At 69.3% G+C, this 19,764-nt stretch carries 17 protein-coding genes; 8 read left to right on the top strand and 9 right to left on the bottom strand.

Annotated features, from left to right (window positions below; genetic code table 11):
* Positions 1-24: 24 nt before the first annotated feature.
* Both G4D83_RS20870 and G4D83_RS20875 read right to left on the bottom strand, forming a co-directional pair.
* On the bottom strand, positions 25-402 hold the full coding sequence (locus tag G4D83_RS20870; RefSeq protein WP_163866539.1) for a response regulator: 378 nt from the start codon (positions 400-402) through the stop codon (positions 25-27).
* A gap of 166 nt (positions 403-568) precedes the next feature.
* Complete coding sequence (locus tag G4D83_RS20875) at positions 569-811, bottom strand: hypothetical protein (RefSeq protein ID WP_163866540.1); 243 nt, start codon at positions 809-811, stop codon at positions 569-571.
* 297 nt (positions 812-1,108) lie between these two features.
* On the opposite strand from G4D83_RS20875, the gene G4D83_RS20880 reads away from it, so the two are divergent.
* The gene (locus G4D83_RS20880; protein WP_163866541.1) at positions 1,109-1,387 is read left to right on the top strand and encodes a hypothetical protein; all 279 of its coding nucleotides are present in this window, start codon (positions 1,109-1,111) and stop codon (positions 1,385-1,387) included.
* Between the two features lie 111 nt (positions 1,388-1,498).
* On the opposite strand, the gene G4D83_RS20885 is transcribed toward G4D83_RS20880, so the two are convergent.
* From G4D83_RS20885 to ggt, 3 genes are all read right to left on the bottom strand, one after another.
* Positions 1,499-3,514 carry a M3 family metallopeptidase gene (locus tag G4D83_RS20885; RefSeq protein WP_205522675.1) on the bottom strand — a complete coding sequence of 672 codons (2,016 nt, stop codon included), beginning with the start codon at positions 3,512-3,514 and terminating at the stop codon, positions 1,499-1,501.
* Positions 3,515-3,732: 218 nt separating this feature from the next.
* Positions 3,733-4,515: a TatD family hydrolase gene (locus G4D83_RS20890; protein WP_163866542.1), complete on the bottom strand. Its 783-nt coding sequence runs from the start codon at positions 4,513-4,515 to the stop codon at positions 3,733-3,735.
* A gap of 8 nt (positions 4,516-4,523) precedes the next feature.
* A complete protein-coding gene (gene ggt, locus G4D83_RS20895; protein ID WP_163866591.1) occupies positions 4,524-6,233 on the bottom strand; it encodes a gamma-glutamyltransferase in 1,710 nt (569 codons plus the stop codon).
* 551 nt (positions 6,234-6,784) lie between these two features.
* Between ggt and glmU the strand changes: the two genes are divergently transcribed.
* Both glmU and glmS read left to right on the top strand, forming a co-directional pair.
* Positions 6,785-8,194 (top strand): bifunctional UDP-N-acetylglucosamine diphosphorylase/glucosamine-1-phosphate N-acetyltransferase GlmU, encoded by a 1,410-nt coding sequence (gene glmU / locus G4D83_RS20900; RefSeq protein ID WP_205522676.1) that lies wholly within the window; start codon positions 6,785-6,787, stop codon positions 8,192-8,194.
* A 109-nt stretch (positions 8,195-8,303) separates the two neighbouring features.
* Positions 8,304-10,139, top strand: a complete 1,836-nt coding sequence (glmS, locus tag G4D83_RS20905; protein WP_163866544.1) for a glutamine--fructose-6-phosphate transaminase (isomerizing) — start codon at positions 8,304-8,306, stop codon at positions 10,137-10,139.
* A gap of 96 nt (positions 10,140-10,235) precedes the next feature.
* Here the strand turns inward: glmS and G4D83_RS20910 are convergent, their stop codons facing one another.
* The 4 genes from G4D83_RS20910 to G4D83_RS20925 are packed head-to-tail and all read right to left on the bottom strand — an operon-like array spanning position 10,236 to position 12,074.
* Positions 10,236-10,511, bottom strand: coding sequence for a hypothetical protein (locus tag G4D83_RS20910; RefSeq protein WP_163866545.1), 276 nt, complete (start codon positions 10,509-10,511; stop codon positions 10,236-10,238).
* Positions 10,508-11,002 (bottom strand): DUF3106 domain-containing protein, encoded by a 495-nt coding sequence (locus G4D83_RS20915; RefSeq protein WP_163866546.1) that lies wholly within the window; start codon positions 11,000-11,002, stop codon positions 10,508-10,510. The genes G4D83_RS20910 and G4D83_RS20915 overlap by 4 nt, the downstream gene beginning before the upstream one ends.
* Positions 10,999-11,475: an anti-sigma factor family protein gene (locus G4D83_RS20920; protein ID WP_163866547.1), complete on the bottom strand. Its 477-nt coding sequence runs from the start codon at positions 11,473-11,475 to the stop codon at positions 10,999-11,001. Before G4D83_RS20920 ends, G4D83_RS20915 begins: the two co-directional genes overlap by 4 nt.
* Complete coding sequence (locus G4D83_RS20925; RefSeq protein ID WP_240356455.1) at positions 11,472-12,074, bottom strand: RNA polymerase sigma factor; 603 nt, start codon at positions 12,072-12,074, stop codon at positions 11,472-11,474. The genes G4D83_RS20920 and G4D83_RS20925 overlap by 4 nt, the downstream gene beginning before the upstream one ends.
* An 85-nt stretch (positions 12,075-12,159) precedes the next feature.
* Here G4D83_RS20925 and G4D83_RS20930 point away from each other — a divergent pair, with 85 nt between their 5' ends.
* The 5 genes from G4D83_RS20930 (at position 12,160) to G4D83_RS20950 (ending at position 19,692) form a co-directional block, all read left to right on the top strand.
* Positions 12,160-12,939 (top strand): hypothetical protein, encoded by a 780-nt coding sequence (locus G4D83_RS20930; protein ID WP_163866548.1) that lies wholly within the window; start codon positions 12,160-12,162, stop codon positions 12,937-12,939.
* Between the two features lie 116 nt (positions 12,940-13,055).
* Positions 13,056-14,147, top strand: a complete 1,092-nt coding sequence (gene recA / locus G4D83_RS20935; RefSeq protein ID WP_163866549.1) for a recombinase RecA — start codon at positions 13,056-13,058, stop codon at positions 14,145-14,147.
* Positions 14,148-14,387: 240 nt separating this feature from the next.
* On the top strand, positions 14,388-16,547 hold the full coding sequence (locus G4D83_RS20940; protein ID WP_240356456.1) for an alkaline phosphatase D family protein: 2,160 nt from the start codon (positions 14,388-14,390) through the stop codon (positions 16,545-16,547).
* A 157-nt stretch (positions 16,548-16,704) separates the two neighbouring features.
* On the top strand, positions 16,705-17,238 hold the full coding sequence (locus G4D83_RS20945; RefSeq protein WP_163866551.1) for a GNAT family N-acetyltransferase: 534 nt from the start codon (positions 16,705-16,707) through the stop codon (positions 17,236-17,238).
* 45 nt (positions 17,239-17,283) lie between these two features.
* Complete coding sequence (locus G4D83_RS20950) at positions 17,284-19,692, top strand: Tex family protein (protein ID WP_163866552.1); 2,409 nt, start codon at positions 17,284-17,286, stop codon at positions 19,690-19,692.
* Positions 19,693-19,764 lie beyond the last annotated feature (72 nt).

A 19,764-nucleotide genomic window follows, 5' to 3' on the forward strand; every position in this document is an offset into this window, starting at 1 on the left:
ACCCGGCGGAACCGGGCGCGGAAGTCAGTGGACGAAGGCCATCTCCGGCGGGCCGACGATCTGCTGCACCGTCATCCGCACCTTGTCCAGGTCCACGGGCTTGGAGATGTAGCCGGCCGCGCCCACCAGCTCCGCCTCCCACTCGAAGCCGTAGCCGGAGATGATGATGATGGGCAGACCCCTGGCGCGCGGCATCTTCTTCAGCGCGTCCAGAAGGCCCCACCCGCTCATCACCGGCATGCGCAGGTCGAGCAGCACGGCGGCGGGCATGTCGCCCTCCAGATGGTCCAACGCTTCCTTGCCGTTGGCGGCCTCGACGGTTCGGTAACCCATCTCCTCGAGGGCATCGCTGATGAGCGTGCGGTGACTCGCGTCGTCATCGACGACCAGGATGTGGGACATGGCAGGGCCTCAGAGGGGAGCTGCGGCGTCTCAACCGCGGGATTCTATGGGCGGCAAGATGGGAACGGGAACTTCATTCCGGAAGGGGGCGCCCCACTTTTCAACAGCCAACCACCCTCGCGATGCAACCGGCTTCCAGCGAGTCCGTTGAGAGCCCGGCACACGGCTACTCCCGGGGCTTCTTCTCCAACTCCTCGGATTCGTCGGACCGGTGGTCCGTCCGCCGCAGATACGTGTTGTGCGCATAGCCCTGGCGCGACAACCGCTGCGACTCGATGGCGTCCGCGACCTTCGTGCACACCTGTCCCAACAGGCGCAAGGACTCCGCCAGCAGCTTCTCGGCGTGGTCCTGGGCGTCGGCGGCGGCGATGGTGGTTCGCTCTTTGCGGAACAGCCCTGGCAACTTCATCCCTCTGAATCTAGGAGACCCCGCCGCCTGGCGCTACCGCCCCGCTGACGCGCCCAAGTCCCCCAGGGACCTGTCCCGGCCTCGGACTCGGCGCCGCCTCGCTCCCTTGACAGGATTGACTGGCTGGCAAATTTACATTTTTGAGCAGCGGCCCCGGATGATCTGCCCGCCAGCCCCGGAACTGTCGTGTAACCCCCGGAAATTCAAAGGCCTTAACGAATTTTCAAGAGGGGGGATGACAGCGAGTTAATTCGTCCTTACATTGGTTCTCGTCTCATTGCTGCGGAGGAATTGCGCATGGCTTACGACGGCGAGCTGGTGAAGATGGAGAACGGTCGCTGGGCGCGGTTCCAGCGGTGCCAGGTGTACCGCCCGGGTGTGGCGGACGCGGGCGAGACGATGCTGCTCATCGCCGTGGAGCTGGAGGAGCGCTACCAGCTTCTCCTCGACGGAGCGGCGGATTCGCTGGCCCAGTACCGCTTCCAGGGCGTGCCCGTGCAGGTCCGGTTGGATCCGGACGCGCAGGGCATCACCCTCCAGCCGGAAGTGGCCGCATCCGTACCCGCCGTGCACTGAAGTCATGCTCCCCGTGAGCGTGTCGGTGCGGGTTTGACGGATTCACAACACAAGGGGCCTCGCGATTCACATCGCGGGGCCCTTTGAATTTACAGCCCCCGGCGGGATGCGTCAGCGGCCCTCCAGCCAACGCGAGTACGCCCCGAAGTCGTAGCCCCGGCCGAGGAAGTCCCGGACCAGGTCCGCGGCGTCCTTGGAGCCGCCCGGCGCCAGGACGGTGTCGCGGTAGCGGTGGGCCGTCTCCTCGTCCATCAGCCCGTGCCGTTCGAAGGGCGTGAGCAGGTCGCGCGCGATGACGAGCGACCAGAGGTACGTGTAGTAGAGCGCCGAGTAGTCGCCATCCAACTGGGTGAAGGCGAGGTGGGCGTACGTACCGCTGATGGCGCGGAAGGGCAGGTAGCGCTCCTGGAGGGCCAGGACGCTCGCGGTGGTGGCGTCGGTGCCCGCCGCGGGGGCGCCCGAGTGCAGGGAGAGGCTGACGGCGGCGTAGAAGAGCTGCTGGCGCACCCAGAGCCCCTTGCCGAAGGAGTCCGCGCGGCGCATCCGGGAGATGAGGTCGGCGGGCAGCGGCGCGTCCGTGTCGATGTGCCGGGCGAAGCGCTGCAGCGGCTCCACGCTCCAGGCCCACTCCTCCAGCACCTGCGCGGGGGCCTCCACGAAGTCGACCTCCGTGCGCGTGCCGGACAGGCCCGCCCAGCGCACCCGGCCGCCCAGCAGGTGGTGCAGCAGGTGGCCGAACTCGTGGAGGAACGTCCGCACCTCTGAGTGCTGGAGCAGCGCGGGCCGCGCGCCGGGGCGAGGGAAGTTGCACGTCAGCACGCCCTCGGGAAGTGACTTGCCCGCGCGGCCGACGGCCAGGTCCCACTGCGCCGCGTGCGTGTACTTGCCGGGGCGCGGGTGCATGTCCAGGTAGAAGCGGCCTCGTCGCTCGGCGCCCTCGTAGACGTCAAAGACTTCCACGTCCGGGTGCCAGACGGGCGCGTCCAGCACGCGGCGATAGGTGAGGCCGAAGAGGCTGGAGGTGAGGTCCATCACCCCGCGCTTCACGCGCGTGTATTCGAAGTACGGCCGCAGCTCGCGCGAGTCGAAGCGGTACTGTTCGGCGCGCACCCTATCCTCCAGCCACGCCTGCTCCCAGGGCTCCACGCGCGTGGCGGCCGGCACGTCCCGCTGCTTGCGCGTCAAGAGCGCGGCGTACTCGGAGCGCATGCGCCCGTCGACGGCGGCGGCCAGCTCCTCGATGAAGTCCGCCGCCACGCGCTCCTCGCGCACCATCTTGTCCTCGGCCGCGTAGGCCGCCCAGCTCGGGTAACCCAGCAGCGTGGCCAACGCGTGGCGTGCCTGGAGCATGCTCGCGAGTGTGTCCAGGTTGCGCGGGTGGCCCCGTCGTCGTCCCAGGCGCCACAGCGCTTCTCGCGCCGAGGTGTCCTTCGCGTACGTCATGAAGGGCCCCAGGTCCGAGGAGTCCGTGGTCAGGCGCACCCGCCCGTCCGGGCCGGGCGGGTGGGTGCGCACGTAGTCCTCCGGCAGCCCCGCCAACGCCGAGGGCGCGACATCCAGGTGCCGCACGTCCTCGTGGATGTGGCGGTTGAACTCCTGGCCCAGGACGATGAGCTCCTCCTGGAGCATGCGCACGCGCTCGCGCGTGGCCTCGTCCCGGTTCACGCCCGCGCGCTGGAAGCCTCGCAGCACCTTCGCCACCCAGCGCCGCGTCACCGCGTCCTGGCGGGTGACATCGAGCGCGGCCAGCACGTCGTAGACGCGGCGGTCCAACGAGATATCCGTGCGCACCCGCTCCACGGCCTGCTCGCACCGCTCCGCGGCGGCCCGGAACGCGGCGTCCGGATGTACGTTGGCGCCGATGCCCGAGCGCCCGACGGTGTCGTCCAGGAGCGCCATGGCGTCGTCATACGTGGTGAGCAGCGCCTCCGTCGTCACGGGGCGGGCGCCGGGCGTCGTCAGCCGCGCCACCGCGCCACGGGCCTCCTGGATGTCGCGCCGACACGCCTCCATGAAGTGTTCGGGGCTGGTGGCCAGCAGCCGCCCGGCTTCCGGCGCGAGCAAACCTCGTGTGTCGCCCGCGCGAACGGGTGTCCGGGCAGACGTGCCCAGGCACCCCGCGAACATGACGGCGACGATGACGAAGCTGGAACGCAAAGGGCCCTCCCGAACCGGAGTGTGAACACCGTGGCGCCTGGGACTTGGGGCTTCCCCGTATGCGCTCACGCAGAAAGGACGGGAATGGGTGTCTTTTGTTGCAAATATTCACCCTGACTGGAGTCGGGTGGTGAAGTGCGATGCCTGGAAGGGTGAGACGGTGTGGGGCCCGGCCAGACGAGTGTGGCTCAGGTTCCCACCTGGAAGAAGCGGGAGGCGTTGTCGCGGGTGACGCGGCGCACGACGCGCTCGGAGAGGCGGGCCTTGGAGAGCAGGTTGGCCACGCGTGCGAGGCCGAGGATGTCGCCGGCGCCATCTCCGGCGTCGGAGTTGAGCACGAGCCGCTCACTGCCCAGCTTGCGCACCAGCGCCACGGCGCGCTCGGCGGCCAGGGCCTCCGGGTGCAGGGTGAGGCCGGCCCAGTGGCCCACCTCCAGGATGGTGCGCACGGTGCGCGCGGTGGCGTGGTCCACCAGTACGCGCGAGGGCAGCACGCCGGACTGGCGCAGCAGCAAGAGGATGCGGCGCGTGTGGCGCTCCTTGTCCGCCAGGGGCGTGTGCACGACGACGCGCAGCTTGAGGCTTCGTGCCAGCGCGAGCTGCTCCAGGAAGGCCTCCTCTTCCTCTTCTCCGCCCGCGTGCAGCCCCGTCTCGCCCAGGGCGACGACGCGGCCGCCCTCGAAGTAGTCGGGCAGGGCGGAGAGGACCTCCGACAGGCCGCGGCGGGGGATGCAGCGCGGGTGGACGCCCAGCGCGGCGTACGCGCGGATGCCCACCTTCTCCAGCCGGGGAAGCTGCCGCTCCACGATGTCGTCGAAGTGGCGCAGCAGGGCCTTGGAGGTGGGCTCCGGGAAGTGGTGCGCCACCACGAGCGCCCGCTCCACCCCGAAGAAGCGCATCGACTCGAGGTCCTGGTCGCTCAGGCCCTCGGGGTGCAGGTGCGCGTCGAAGATGGGCAGGGGCTCGGGCACGGTGTGTCTCAATCCTGTCCCAGGGAGAGGCCCTCGTTGCGCGGGTCGCTCGCGGAGAAGCGCAGGCCTGTCTTCGGGTCGATGAACACCGCCTCCGCGTCGCCCCACTGGTCCACGCGGCGCACCTTGTGTCCCTTGGCCTCCAGCGCGGACAGCGTGGCCGGCTCCAGGCCCCACTTGTCCACCCAGAGCTCGTCCGGGAGGTACTGGTGATGGACGCGGCCCTCGTTCACCGCGCGCGCCACGTCCATGCCGCTGTCCACCATGTTGCTGATGACCTGGATGACGGTGGTGGGGATGGTGGAGCCGCCCGGGCTGCCCACCGCGAGCATGACGCGCTTGGGGTCCTCCTTGGAGAACACCAGCGTGGGCGACATGGAGGACTGCGGCACCTTGCCGGGCTGAATCGCGTTGGGCTCGCCGGTGACGAGGCCGTACGCGTTGGGCACGCCGGGCTGCGCGGCGAAGTCGTCCATCTCGTCATTGAGCAGCACGCCGGTGCCCTTGGCGACGACACACGAGCCGAAGCCGTAGTTCACCGTGGTCGTCAGCGCCACCGCGTTGCCCTGCTTGTCCACGACGGAGATGTGCGTGGTGTTCTTGCGCTCCGGCTCCGGCGTCAGCGTCACCGGCTTGTCCGTCAGCGTGGAGCCCTGCGAGCCCGCCGTCTGGGGCAGCAGCGCCAGGCTGGACGTGGCCTTCTTCGGGTCGATGGAGCCCGCCAGGTCCGCGATGTGCCCCTTGGAGATGAGCCGCGCGGTGGGCACGTCGGCGAAGTCCGGGTCGCCCAGGTACCTGGCGCGGTCCACGTACGCGCGCCGCAGCGCCTCCACGTACAGGTGCACCGCCTCCGGGTCCCTGAAGCCGAAGCCCTGGGGGCGCAATTGCTCCAGCGCGCCCAGCACCTGGAGCACCGCCACGCCGCCCGCGCTCGGCGGAGGCATGGTGAGGATGCGGTGGCCCCGGTAGCTGCCCTCCAGCGGCTCGCGCGGACGCGTCTTGTAGGACGCCAGGTCCTCCAACGTGAGCACGCCGCCGCCCGCCTTCACCGTGTCGACGATGCCCTTGGCGACAGTGCCCGAATAGAAGCCCTTGGCGCCGCTCTTCGCGACGGTGGACAGCGTGCGCGCCAGGTCCGGCTGGCGCAGCAGGTGGCCGATGGGCGGGACGACGAACTCGCCCTGCTCGTTCTTGACGAGGAAGACGCGCGTGGCCTCCGGGTCCTTGCGCAGGCACTCCAGCCGGCCCTCGGCCATGCTGCGGTAGCGCGGCGTCACCCACAGGCCCTTGCGCGCCGCTTCGATGGCTGGCGCCAGGACGACGGACGGGGGCAGGGTGCCGTGCGTCTTGAGCAATTCCAGATAGCCCGCCACCGCGCCCGGCACCGCGACGCTCAGCACGCCGTCGGTGGACAGCCCCGGCACCACCTTGCCGTCCTTCAGGAACATGTCGCGCGTGGCCGCCTTGGGCGCCACCTCGCGGAAGTCCAGCACCCGCGTGGCCCCGGACTTCGCGTCGTGCACCAGCGCGAAGCCGCCGCCGCCCACGCCAGAGTGGTACGGCCCGACGACGGCCGCCACGAACGCCGCCGCCACCGCCGCGTCCACCGCGTTGCCGCCCTTGTCGAGCATCTTCAGCGCCGCCTCACTGGCCGGCGGGTACGCCGTGGCCACCGCGCCACCGCGATACGGCCGCGCCGCGTGGGCCACACACGCCATCAGTGCGAGCGCCACCACCAGACTTCGCACCGTCGCCTCCAGCACCCTCGCGCTTGTGCGCGGAGCTTGCTTCTCGAAGCTCGTGTCGTTCACGGAGTCCACCCCTCCTGGGGGCGCAATCAATACCTTGAGGCTGGCCTTCGTCGCGGATGATGTGTTACCCGGCGGACACTCACCCACACCTTGGGGCCGGGACTCGAGGGCGCCGCACCGACTACACCTCTCCCGGTATGCACGAACTGTCCGCACCGGACCATGATTTCAACTCAGCAACATTTTTCCTCTTGGATTGTTTTTCGAGAGGGTGCATCCTTCCCCCATCATGAGTCGGGACTGGGGGAGCAAATGAGCGCACCGGTCACACCTGAGAAGCCGACCCGGACCGGGTCCGTTCCGCCCTCGGGTCGCGTCACCCTCTTCCTGAAGCCGAGCTTCGGAATCACGGTGAAGAGCAACGCGCTGTGCGTGGCCGTGAGCGCGAAGCCGCGACCTGACAACACCTCCGAGACTTCGGAGCCTCGCGCGGTTGACGACTCGATTCCCTGTCCCTAATTCTCCGCCGCATGACAGCTCTGTCGGCGGTGGTGTTGTGTGCGGGCAAGGGCACGCGGATGAAGTCGAAGAAGGCGAAAGTCCTTCACGCCATCCTCGGAAAGCCCCTGTGCGCCTATCCCCTGAAGCGAGCGCTGGAGCTTGGCGCCTCCACGGTGGTGCCCGTCGTGGGCCATCAGGCGGAGAGCGTGGAGAAGGAGGTCCGGGCGCTGTTTCCCGACGCCCCCCTGCGCTTCGCGCTCCAGCGTGAGCAGCGCGGGACGGCGGACGCGGTGCGCTCGGCGGAGGAGGCCCTGAAGGGGTTCTCCGGCCGGGTCCTCATCCTGTACGGAGATGTGCCGCTCCTGCGCAGGGAGACGCTGGCCGCGCTGCTCGCCGCGCATGACGCCGCGGGCGGGGTGCTGGCCATGGTGACGACGATGCTCGACGACCCCACGGGCTACGGGCGCGTCCTGCGTGAGGGCGGCCAGGTGGTGCGGGTGGTGGAGCAGAAGGACGCCACCGCCGAGCAGCGCGCCGTCAAGGAGTGCAACGCGGGCATCTACTCGGTGGACGCGGCCTTCCTCTGGAAGGCGTTGGCCGAAATCAAACCGAACAATGCGCAGGGCGAGTACTACCTGACGGACCTGGTGGAGCTGGCCTCCAGGCAGGGCCGCGTGGGCACCGTCGTCGCCGACGCCACGGAGACCGCGGGCGTGAATGACAAGGTGGAGCTGGCCGCGCGCGCCCGGGTGCTCCAGCGCCGCATCAACGAGGCGCACATGCGCGCCGGCGTCACCCTGGTGGACCCCGACACCACCTTCATCGAAGAGGACGTGGTGGTGGGCGCCGACAGCGAGGTGGGCCCCGGCGTCATGCTGACGGCGGGCACCGTGGTGGGAGAGAACGTCACCATCGGCGCCGGCTGTGTGGTGAGCGCCTCCACGGTGGCGGAGGGCGCCGTGCTCAAGCCCTACTCCGTGCTGGAGGAGGCGAAGGTCGGCGTGCGGAACTTCATTGGCCCGTTCGCTCGGCTGCGCCCTGGGACGGAGCTGGCCGAGGATGTGCATCTGGGCAACTTCGTGGAAACGAAGAAGGCGCAGATCGGCAAGGGCAGCAAGGCCAACCACCTGACTTACTTGGGCGACGCCAGGATTGGCGCCGGCTGCAACGTGGGGGCGGGCACCATCACCTGTAACTATGACGGGGTGAACAAGAGCCTGACGGAGCTGGGAGACGGCGTCTTCATCGGCTCCGACACCCAGCTCGTCGCTCCGGTGAAGGTGGGGGATGGCGCCTACGTGGGGGCGGGGACCACGGTGACGAAAAATGTGCCGCCCGGCAGCCTCGCTGTGTCACGGGCGCCACAGGTGACGAAGGAAGGCTGGGTGGCCGCGAAGAAGGCGCGCCGCGCGGCGAAGGGCGGTTGAGGACGGGCGTGGCACTTGCTTGGGGAGCGGCCTGACAGCCACTCCCAGAGAAGTATGGGTATCCCTCGGTTTGCTCCGGCGGGCGTGGGCGTGAGAGAGAGGTCTGAATATGTGCGGGATTGTTGGTTACGTCGGTGACAAGGAATCGGCTCCCATCCTGGTGTCCGGGCTCAAGAAGCTCGAGTACCGGGGCTATGACTCGGCGGGCGTCGCGGTGGTCAATCGCAACCAGCTCAACGTGGTTCGCGCCACGGGCAAGCTGCGCAACCTGGAGAACCGGGTGGTGGCGGACCAGCCGCAAGGCAACATCGGCATTGGCCACACCCGTTGGGCCACGCACGGCCGTCCCTCGGACGAGAACGCGCACCCGCACACGTACAAGAACGTCGCGGTGGTGCACAACGGCATCATCGAGAACCACCTGTCGCTGAAGACGCAGCTTCGCGCCAAGGGCCACGTGTTCTCCTCGGAGACGGACACGGAGGTCTTCGCCCACCTCATCTCGGATGAGCTGGAGGCGGGCAAGGATTTGCCGGACGCGGTGCGCGGGGCCATCGACCAGGTGAAGGGTACGTACGCGCTGGCGGTGGTGAGCGCGACGGACCCCCACCGCATCGTCTGCACGAAGAACGCGTCGCCCATGGTGCTGGGCCTGAGCGAGGGGCAGAACTTCATCGCCAGCGACGTGCCCGCGGTGCTCGAGCACACGCGCGACATCGTCTACATGGAGGAGGGCGACCTGGCCATCGTCTCCGCCGCCAAGGTGGAGATCTTCAACCGCCAGGGTCAGCCGGTGAACCGCGCCACCCGCCGCATCGACTGGACGCCGATGATGGCGGAGAAGGGCGGCTACAAGCACTTCATGCACAAGGAGATCTGGGAGCAGCCCCGCGCCGTCGCGGACACGCTGCGCGGCCGGATGCTCCTGACCGAGGGCGACGTCCACTTCGAGGGCTGGAACATGACGCCCGAGAAGGTCCGCTCGCTGACGAAAATCACCATCCTGGCCTGCGGCACGTCGTGGCACTCGGGCGTGGCCGGCAAGCACATGATTGAGACGCTGGCGCGGCTCCCGGTGGAAGTGGAGCTGGCGAGCGAGTTCCGCTACCGCGACCCGATTGTGGAGTCCTCGCACCTGGCCATCGCCATCAGCCAGTCGGGTGAGACGGCGGACACGCTGGCGGCGTTCAAGGAGGCCAAGGCGCGCGGGGCCACGGCGATGGCCATCTGCAACGTCATTGGCAGCGCGATGACGCGCGAGGCGGAGTTCTCCGTCCTCACCAACGCCGGCCCGGAGATTGGCGTCGCGTCCACGAAGGCGTTCACCACGCAGCTCGTCGCCCTGTACCTGCTGGCGGTGAAGCTGGGCCGCATGCGCGGCACCCTGTCCGTGGCGGCGGCGCAGGAGCACCTCACCCATCTGACGGAAATCCCGAAGATGATTGAAGAGGTGCTCAAGTGCGAGCCGGCCGTGAAGCGCGTGGCCCGTGAGTTCATGAACTCGCAGGACTTCCTCTTCCTCGGCCGTGGCCCCATGCACCCGGTGGCGCTGGAGGGCGCGCTGAAGCTGAAGGAGATTTCGTACATCCACGCGGAGGGCTACGCGGGTGGCGAGATGAAGCACGGCCCGATTGCGCTCATCGACGAGAAGATGCCGGTGGTGGTCATCGCGCCGAAGAAGCCGCACGTGGCCTACGAGAAGATCATCGGCAACATCGAGGAGGTCCGCGCGCGCGGCGGCAAGGTCATCGCCGTCATCGACGAGGACGACGACCAGGTGGCGGGGCTCGCCGACCACGTCATCCGGGTCCCGGCGGCGTGCGCGCTGCTCGCGCCCGTCATCGCCACCATTCCGCTCCAGCTCCTCGCGTACCACGTGGCGGAGATGCGCGGGAACGACGTGGACCAGCCGCGCAACCTCGCCAAGAGCGTGACGGTGGAGTAGTCGCCGCTCGGAGCTCCTGACGTACGCGAAGCCCGGGTTCCCCTCGAGGGAACTCGGGCTTTCGTCGTCTTGGGGGCGGCCCGCGCGGGGAGCCGCTCAGTCCTGCTGGGACAGCTCCATCAGCAGCTCCAGGTCCTCGGCGGCGTCCATGCTCTCGAGCAACTCGAGGTTCTCCACCACCTCGCGGTCCTCCTCGGACAAGGCTGGCGCGGGTCTGGAGGGCTCGCGAGCCGGAGTCCTGGCGGGGACCGGGGGGAGGGGCGTCTCCTCGGCGCGCGGAGTCTCGGACTGGCCCGCGCCCAGGGGACTCGCGGCGGCGAGCGGGGCCGCCACGAGCGCCATGAACAACACCAGCGGCGCGGCGCGGCTCACCGGCGCCGCCTCTCGCGAACGCGCTCCCGCATCTCCTGGCGCTGCTCGGGCGTCATCTGCCGCCAGCGGCGCATGTTCTCCATCAACTGCTCGCGCCGCTCCGGGTTCTCCTTCAGATAGGCCTTCATGCGCTGGCGCATCTCGGTGCGTCGCTCCGGGTCCATCTTCTTCAGCTCGCGGGCCTGGTCGCGCAGGGCCTGCCGCTCGGCGACGTTGAGCTTGCGCAGCTCGCGCTGGTTGGCGCGCAGCCGCTCGCGCTCCTCGGGCGGCAGCTTGCGCCAGCGGTCCAGGTTGCCCCGGATGCGCGTCTGCTCGTCCCTCGGCAGCGACTTGAACTCGCGCAGCTTGCCTCGCAGCGCCTCCTTCTGCTCCGGCGTCATCTTCTCGAAGCGCTCGGCGGCCGAGGCGGGACGCTCCGTCTCCGCTCGCGCGCCCGCGCCCGTCAGGAGCGCCACCGCCAGCCCCAGCGCCATCCACGTCCGGCCCGTCATTGCGCCACCTCCAACTCGTGGAGGCTCGCGACGACCTCCAGGTCCTCGGGGCTGTCGAGCCCCAAGAGCTCGTAGTCCTCGACCAGCTCCAGGTTCGCCGCCAGCTCCATCATCGCCGGGTCCTCCAACTCGTCGGGCGCCTCGGGGCCCGGGCCCACCACCACCAGCGCCAGCCCCACCGCCACGGCCAGGCCCGCCGACGGCACCAGCACCGCGGGGCGCAAGAGCATCCGCAGCCGCTCCCACCACGGCACCGGCAACGCATCCAGCTTCGCCAGCACCGCGCGCCTCGTGTTCACGGAAGGCACGAAGTCCGGCAGCTCCGCCACCCTCGCCACCGTGTGGCGCACGAGCGCCTCCGTCGCGCGGCACCCGGTGCAGCCGCCCAGGTGGGCCTCTACCTCCACGCGGCGCGCCGCGGGCAGCTCGCCGTCCACGTAGGCCGTGAGGTCTTCCTCGAAATGACAGCTCATGCCCTGCTCCTCGCGGGCACGGTGCCCGCCTGCAGCTCTTCAATCCTGCGCGCCACCGCCAGTGTCGCGCGGTGGATGAGGCTCTTCACGGCGGACTCGCTGGCCTCCAGCGCCTCCGCGATGTCCCGGTACGCCATGCCCTCGAAGCGGCACATGGTGAAGGCGGCGCGCTCCCGGTCGCTCATGCTCCGCAGCGCGTCTCCCACCGCTCGCTCCAGCTCCCGTCCCGCCAGCGCCTGGTCCGGCCTGTCGCCGTCCGGCCCCGCCATCTCCACGCCTCCCGTCTCCTCACCGTCCGGTGCCTCGGTGGACGTGTGGGCCACGCGGTACTCCCCGCGCCGTACTTCGTTGAGACAGTGATTGGTGGCCACCCGGAAGAGGAACGTCTTGAAGCGCGCCGTCGGCTGGTACGCCTTCGCGTTGCGGTAGAGCTTCACGAAGATGTCCTGCGTCAGCTCCTCCGCCCGCTCCCTGTCACCCACGAAGCGGAAGGCGAACCGCGCCACGCTCGCGTGGTAGCGGTCGAACAGCCAGGCGAACGCCCGACGGTCCCCCGCGGCCACCTTCAGCATCGCCTGTGCGTCCGAATCCACGTCCACGGTCGACTACAACCCCGTCACCCACAAGAAGTTGCGGAACAGCGCTGCTTTGAACCGCGCCCGCCTCCGTGGATACAGTCTCCGGGTGTCGGACGCCACGCGCAGCACACATGCTCCCATCCCCCGGCCCGACGAGAGCCCGGGCGAAGAGCGCCTGGCGGACCTCGCCGCGTGGGCTCCGCCTCCATCCGAGGCGGCCAGCCGCCCCACACCCCCGGTGGAGCTGCCCCTGCCCCTGTTGGTGAGGGTGGAGCAGGCCGTGGGGGCCTCCGAGGCGGACCGCCCCGAGGCCGCCTCGCGGCTCAATGAAGTCCTGGCGCAACTGGCCAGCGGCGGCGGGGAGCGGCAGGTGGCGGACACCCTGCACCGGCTCCTCGACGGTGGGAGGCTGGAGGGGCTGGTGGACGCCGGGGGGCGCTCCTGCCGCGCGGCGGCGGTGGAGGCGCTCCTGTCCCTGGGCTTCCCCTACGCGCTGGAAGTGGAGCCCGACGACCTCAAGCACCTGCGCGCCAACTCCGCGTCCCGGTCCGGCGGCGGCCATGCGGGCCGCTTCGACTTCGGGCCCGGGGTGCCCGCCACGGTGCTCGCGGGCGGAGTGCTGGCCCAGGGGATTGAAGAGGTGCTGCGGCCGGGCGTGGTCGAAGGCACGGTGACCTTGCAGGTGGGTCTGGCCGTGCTGGCGATGATGGCCTTGTGGCTTGCCCCACCTCGCAGTCCCGTGTACCGGCTGGGCCTGGGCCTGTTGGCCCTCGTGTCGGGCTTCGGGCTGCTGCTGGCCCTGGGTTCGGCGGGCCACTCCGGCGCGCTGTGGGCGGGTGTGGCAGGGGGTGTGGCCGTCTTCCTGGCTGCCCTCCGCGAGAGCTAGCTGCCCGACAGGATGCAACACGGATGTCAGAGGGGTGGACTAGGGTCTACCCATCGCGTACTAAAAGCGCGTTCAGGTGAGCCGGGGTGGCTCGCCAATACAAGGAGCCAAGGGAAATGTCCGTGAATCAGGAGAAGGAGAAGGCGATCGAGTTGGCGATGTCCGCGGTGGAGCGCCAGTTCGGTAAGGGTTCGATCATGCGGCTCGGCAACGAGGAGCCCATGATTCGCGACGTGCAGGCGATCTCGACGGGCTCGATCTCCTTGGACATCGCCCTGGGCGTGGGCGGCGTGCCGAAAGGCCGCATCATCGAGATTTTCGGACCGGAGTCCTCCGGCAAGACGACGCTGTGCCTCCACATCGTCGCGGAAGCGCAGAAGCGCGGCGGCATCTGCGGGTACGTGGACGCGGAGCACGCGCTGGATGTCGGCTATTCGCGCAAGCTGGGCGTGCGCACCGACGACCTGCTCCTGAGCCAGCCGGACACCGGTGAGCAGGCGCTGGAAATCGCGGAGATGCTGGTGCGCTCGGGCGCCATCGACGTGCTGGTGGTGGACTCGGTGGCCGCGCTCGTTCCCAAGGCCGAGCTCGAGGGCGAGATGGGTGACTCGCACATGGGTTTGCAGGCCCGCCTGATGAGCCAGGCGCTGCGCAAGCTGACGGGCACCATCGCCAAGAGCCAGACGTGCGTCATCTTCATCAATCAGATCCGCATGAAGATTGGCGTGATGTTCGGCAACCCGGAGACGACGACGGGCGGCAACGCGCTGAAGTTCTACGCGTCGCAGCGCCTGGACATCCGCCGCATCGGCGCCATCAAGAACGGCGACAACGTGGTGGGCAGCCGCACCCGCGTGAAGGTCGTGAAGAACAAGGTGGCCCCTCCGTTCAAGGAAGTCGAATTCGACATCATGTACGGCACGGGCATCTCCCGTGAGGGCGACCTCATCGACCTGGCCTCCAACGACAACATCGTGGAGAAGAGCGGCAGCTGGTTCTCCTTCAACGGAGAGCGCATCGGCCAGGGCCGTGAGAACGCGAAGGACTACCTGCGGGAGCACCCGGAGGTGGCGAAGGAGATCGAGGCCCGCGTGCTGGAGAAGTACGGCATCGCGAAGGGCGCGGGTGGCGCCGCCGCTCCCGCCGCGGAGGAGGCTCCTCCCGAGGCAGCCTCCGAGAAGCGCCAGCGCGTGAAGGCCGTGAAGTGAGTCGGTGACGGCGGCTCCTCTCCGAGCCGCCTCTCGACACGCCGTTCGGGGCTGTCCTCTCCACCCGGGGGCAGCCCCTTCGTGTTTCATGCGCACGGCATGAGTCACCTGGGGCGCCCGGTAGCTGACACGGTGCGTTGTGTCGGACGCGTGGCGGGGATGTTTCCGGAGTGATGGATGGGGGTCGTAGACTCTCGCGCGCGGGTCCTTCACCCGCGTCCCCATTTCGGGAGTCCCGCCTTGTTCGACAGATTGAAGCGTCGCAGCTTCCTGCAGGCCGTGGTCGCCGTCGCGGCAAGCACCTCATTCGGCTGTTCCGACGACAACGACACGCCGTCCAATGACGGCTCGAAGTACTTCCCGCAGTCCATCTGCTCGGGTGACCCACGCCCGGACAGCGTGGTGTTGTGGGTGCGCGCGGTGAACCCCGACAACGCGGGCGCGGACACGCCGGTGCGGCTGGAGGTGTCGACGAGCGAGAGCTTCGGCAGCCTGTTCCTGGACCGGACCTTCTCGGCGCTGGCGGCGAATGACCATGCGCTGAAGGTGAAGGTGACGAGCCTGTCGCCGCGCACGACGTACTACTACCGCTTCACCTTCGAGACGGGCGGGCAGAAGTACACGACGGCGACGGGCCGCACCCGCACGGCGCCGGCGGCCGGGGACGACGTGGCGGTGAAGTTCGCCTTCGCCAGCTGCCAGGACTACATCGGCCGTTACTACAACGCGTGGCAGCGGCTGCTACAGCTCGACGAGGAGCTGGACTTCGTCGTGTTCCTCGGTGACTACGTCTACGAGACGACGGGCGACCCGTCCTTCCAGTCTGGCGGCGACACCCGCGCGGTGCTGTTCAGCGAGCCGGAGAAGGCGCTGAAGGTGGGCACGGGGCTGACGGCCTTCTTCGCGGCCAACTCGCTGTCCAACTACCGCGACCTCTACAAGACGCTGCGCACGGACAAGATCATCCAGAAGGTCCACGAGCGCTACCCGTTCATCGTCATCTGGGACGACCACGAGTTCTCTGACGACAGCTGGGGCGCCAACGCCACGTACCTGGACGGGCGCGCGTCGGAGCTGCAACTGGAGCGCAAGCAGAACTCCGAGCGGGCCTTCTTCGAGTACATCCCGCTGGACACCGCGAACTCGGCGGAGGGCGCCATGGACCCGGCGGCGGCGCCGGTGTACCCGGACACGCTCGTCTACCGTGACTTCGAGTTCGGCAAGGCGCTGAAGCTGGCGGTGGCCGACTACCGCACCTTCCGTCCGGACCACCTCATCCCCGAGGACGCGTACCCGGGCAAGGTGGCGGTGCCGGCGCAACTGCTGGGCGTGGCGTTGCCGGGCCTGCCCGCACCGACGCAGGCGCTGCTCCAGTCGGAGACGTTCGCCTACGTGGACATCGACGCGGCGGAGAACGCCGTGCAGAAGGCGGTGTTGCAGGGCGCGTACGTGCAGCAGGCGATGGGCGCGGGCCTCACCCAGGAGGAGGCTTCCGCGAAGGCCGCGTTCTGGGTGAAGGGCGGCCAGTCGCTCTTCTACGTCAACCAGGTGCTGGCGGCGGTGAACGTCGGGCGCGTGGCGGCGCAGCAGCCCGCGATTCCGCTGCTCTCCGCGACGGGCGCGCCCCGGGGCCTGGCCTACGTGCACATGGGCAAGGCGGGCCTGTTCGGCATCCAGGGCTCGCGCTACATCGTGGTGAAGCCCATCTACGACTTGTTCGCGGCCCTCACGTACGGGGCTTCGCAGGGCGCCACGGAGAACGCGCTCGGCCAGGCGCAGCAGGCGTGGCTCCAGACGCAGCTGCGGGCGACCAACACCTGGAAGATTGTCGTCAGCTCCGTGTCGATGACGTCCATGGTGTTCGACCTGACGCAGAAGCAGGACATCGGCGAGGCGACGCTGCGGCAGGCGTTCTACTTCAGCGTGGACCAGTGGGACGGCTTCCCCACGAAGAAGCAGGAGCTCTTGAAGTTCGTCCGGGACAACCAGGTGTCGAACGCGATGTTCATCTCCGGCGACATCCACGCGTCGTTCGCGTCGGAGGAGTCGGGGGTGCCCACGCTGACGGCGCCCGCGATTACGTCCGGCTCCATCAAGGAGCTGGCGGGCCTGGCCGTCATCGGCGCGGGCTACGCTCCGAACAGCCCCATCTACCGGTACGTCGTCACCGAGCTGAACGAATCGCTGATGGCCTCCAACCCGGGCATGCGCTACGTGAACGGCGACGCGCACGGCTTCGTGGTGATGGAGCTGAAGGGCTCGCAGGCGCTGGCGTCCTACCACCTCATCCCGAGCTCCGAGGTGGCGAAGGACTACTCGGCGCGCGCGGACGGCGACCTGGCGGCGAAGTTCACCCGCGTGGACTTCCGCATCGAGAACGGGACGATTACGAAGCTCTGATGTCGTGACACGCTCTCTCGCCACGCGAGGGGACTGACGAGGGCCGCGCCGGGAGCCATGACGCTTCCGGTGGCGGCCCTCGCGGCTTTTCGGGAGCAAGGCGTGAGGCGCTTCGCGGAAGCAGTCGTCCCAGGTGGAATGCGTTAGAAGGCGGGCCATGGGTGCCTCCGACCTCCTCCTCGTTCCCGCCCGGCCCGAGCATGTGGACTTCTGGATGTCGCTTCGAGCGGAGGCCGCCGCGCGGCGCTACGTGGACACCGAGGAGGACTCGCCGGAGACGCTGGTGAAGCGCATCCTGGAGGCCAGCTCGCTGGAGGAGCCTCGGGCGAAGGGGTTTCGCTGGTTCGTGCGGTACGGCGACGCGTGGGTGGGCACGGTGTCCGCGCGGGACGTGTCGCGCGAGCATGGCCGAGCGCAGCTGGGCTACATGATGGCGGAGGCGTACCACGGGCGCGGGCTGGGCTCGCGGGCGGTGGGGATGATGCTGGAGCGCCTCTTCAGCCTGCCCTTCCTGGAGCGGGTGTGGCTGACGACGCTGTCGGAGAACCTGGGCTCCCAGGGCGTGGCGCGCAAGCTGGGCTTCACGATGGAGGGGACGATGCGCGGCCACTCCCTGCTGCGCGGGGAGCGCAAGGACCAGCAATATTGGGGATTGTTGCGCGCGGAGTGGGAGTCTCGACAGCGCGGGTGACGCGCGCTGGGAGCGGCGTGGGGACCGGGTTATAGAAGTGGCGTCATGCACGCCTACGCCGCTGAGTTGTCGCAGGAGCTGGGCCTCCGGCCCGAGCAGGTGGACCGCACCCTGGCGCTGAACGCCGACGGAGCCACCGTTCCCTTCATCGCGCGCTATCGCAAGGAAGTCACGGGAGGCCTGGACGAAGTCCAAATCCAGACCATCCTCGACAAGACCTCCGAGCGCACCGAGCTGGACTCGCGCCGCGACACGATTCTCCGCTCGGTGGAGGAGCAGGGAAAGCTGACGCCGGAGCTGGCGAAGGCGCTGAAGGCGGCGAAGACGCGCACCGAGCTGGAGGACCTGTACCTCCCGTACAAGCCCAAGCGCCGCACGCGTGCGGCAATCGCCCGGGAGCGCGGGCTGGAGCCCTTGGCGGACCTCCTGTGGAAGCAGGAGGCGAAGCGGGGCGAGGACGCGGACGCGAAGGTGCGTCCCTTCGTCAACGCCGAGAAGGAGGTGCCGGACCTGGCGGCGGCGCTGGCGGGCGCGCGCGACATCTGCGCGGAGCGGGTGAGCGAGGACGCGGGCCTGCGCCGGGCGACGCGTGAGGTGTGCGCGAAGCGGGGCACGCTGCGCTCGGACGTGGTGCCCGCGAAGAAGGGCGAGCCCACCAAGTTCGAGAACTACTACGGCCACGAGGAGCCGCTGTCCCAGGCCCCGTCGCACCGCGTGCTGGCGCTCCTGCGCGGTGAGGAGGAGGGCGTGTTGAAGGTGAAGCTCAACATGCCGGACGACGAGGTGAAGGCGCTGCTCGGCGGGCGCGTGGTGACGAGGCCGCAGGCCCTGTTCGCCTCGGAGCTGCGCGCCGCGGTGGATGACAGTTGGGACCGGTTGCTCGGGCCGTCGCTGGAGTCGGAGCTGCGCGCGGAGCTGAAGGAGCGCGCGGACAAGGGCGCGATTGGCGTCTTCGGAGAGAACCTGCGGCACCTGTTGCTCACGGCGCCAGCGGGCGCGCGCGCGGTGCTCGCGTTGGACCCGGGCCTGCGCACGGGCACCAAGCTGGCCATGCTGGACAACACGGGCAGCGTGGCGGAGACGGTGACGCTCTATTCGGAGCGCAGCGGCGATGAGCGCGTCCGGGCGGCGAAGCTGTTGTCCGCCGTGGTGCAGAAGCACAAGCCGGAGCTCATCGCCGTCGGCAACGGGACGGGCAGCCGCGAGGCGGAGACCTTCGTGCGCGACACGCTGAAGGCGCTGGGCTCGCAGGTGCCGGTGGTGTCGGTGAGCGAGCAGGGCGCGTCCATCTACTCCGCGTCAGAGGTGGCTCGCGACGAGTTCCCGGAGCTGGACGTCAGCCTGCGCGGCGCGGTGTCCATCGGCCGGCGCTTGCAGGACCCGCTGGCGGAGCTGGTGAAGATAGACCCGAAGAGCATCGGCGTCGGGCAGTACCAGCACGACGTGGACCAGGGGCTCCTGAAGAAGAAGCTGGGCGAGGTCGTGGACTCGTGTGTGAACGCGGTGGGCGTGGATGTGAACACCGCGTCACCGCAGTTGCTGGAGCACGTGTCCGGCGTGGGGCCGTCGCTGGCGAAGAAGCTGGTGGCGCACCGGGCCTCGAAGGGGCGCTTCACCACGCGGCGGGAGCTGCTGAAGGTGAGCGGGCTGGGGCCGAAGACGTTCGAACAGGCGGCGGGCTTCCTGCGCGTGCGAGGGCCGGAGCCGCTGGACGCGAGCGCGGTGCATCCGGAGCGCTACGCGGTGGTGGAGCGCATGGCGAAGGACCTGGGCGTGGAGGTGGGCTCGCTCGTGGGGAACGCGACGCTGGTGCGGCAAATCGACGCCAAGCGCTACCTGGGCCCGGACCTGGGCGAGATGACGCTGAAGGACATCCTCGCGGAGCTGGAGAAGCCCAGTCGGGACCCGCGCGGCGACTTCTCCGCGCCGGTGATGCGCGATGACCTGCGCACGCTGGAGGACGTGAAGGAGGGGATGGTGCTCCAGGGCGTGGTGACGAACGTCACCGCGTTCGGCGCCTTCGTCGACGTGGGCGTGCACCAGGATGGGCTCGTGCACGTGTCGCAGATTTCGACGAAGTTCGTGAAGGACCCCTCCGAGGTGGTGAAGGTGGGGGACCGGCTGACAGTGCGCGTGCTCACGGTGGATTTGCAGCGCAAGCGATTGGCGCTGTCGGTGCGCGCGGTGCAGGAGGGTGGGACGCCGCAGCCTTCGGGCCGGCCCGCCGTGGGTGGCGCGTCGGGCGCCGCAGGGCGGATGACGGCGGACCGGGGCGGCGGCGGAGCACGGCCCCCGGGCCCGGGGGGCGGTGGCAAGGTGGCTTCCGGTGCGCGTCCAGGCGGGCAGGGTGGGGGAGCTCCGTCCGGTGGGCAGCGGCCGGCCTCGGGCGGTGGCGACAAGGACAAGAAGGGCCCGGAGCCGTTCAACAACCCGTTCAAGAACCTCAAGCGCTGACCTGTCGCTGTCGCTCCGTGTCATCCGGCCCACCGCTCCGGAGGCTTGCGTTCATCCAGTTACAACTGTAAG

The organism is Myxococcus eversor, assembly GCF_010894455.1.
GTDB lineage: Bacteria > Myxococcota > Myxococcia > Myxococcales > Myxococcaceae > Myxococcus > Myxococcus eversor.